We start from the raw sequence: 431 nt of genomic DNA, 5'->3' as shown, positions 1-431 counted from the left end.
GTTCTAACAGATATTCTGCAATTGGTAATGACATAGATGTTATTATTCCTTCTAAGGGCAGGAGGGAATATTTGCTGCAGGTCTTGGAAGATCTAAAACGGCAGACGCACCTTCCCAGAAAGGTTATTGTAGTGGAACAAAATCAAGATCCTAAATCAGTGACCGATCTTCCAGAACTAAATGCTGCTGAGTTGCCCTTTAAAATTCTACATCATTTCATTCATCAAACCGGCGCTTGTAATGCAAGAAATATTGCCTTAAAAGAAGTAAGTGCAGACTGGATATTTTTCGCAGATGATGATAATAAAATGGAAAAAGATCTTCTGGAAAATTCTTTAAAAGAGATAAAGAGGTTAGGAGCTGATATGCTAACTTTTAATTACCGGCAGAAAAATGAAAAATTGACTTTTGATAAAGTAAAGCAATGGGGT

1 protein-coding gene is annotated in these 431 nt (G+C 36.0%); it reads left to right on the top strand.

What is annotated here, in order from left to right:
• Positions 1-20: 20 nt before the first annotated feature.
• Positions 21-431, top strand: a 411-nt coding sequence (locus HC175_RS19040) for a glycosyltransferase family 2 protein (protein ID WP_317172367.1), incomplete at its 3' end; no start/stop codon positions are given.

The organism is Salinimicrobium oceani (assembly GCF_012037645.1).
This window is presented reverse-complemented; position numbering and strand designations above follow the sequence as displayed.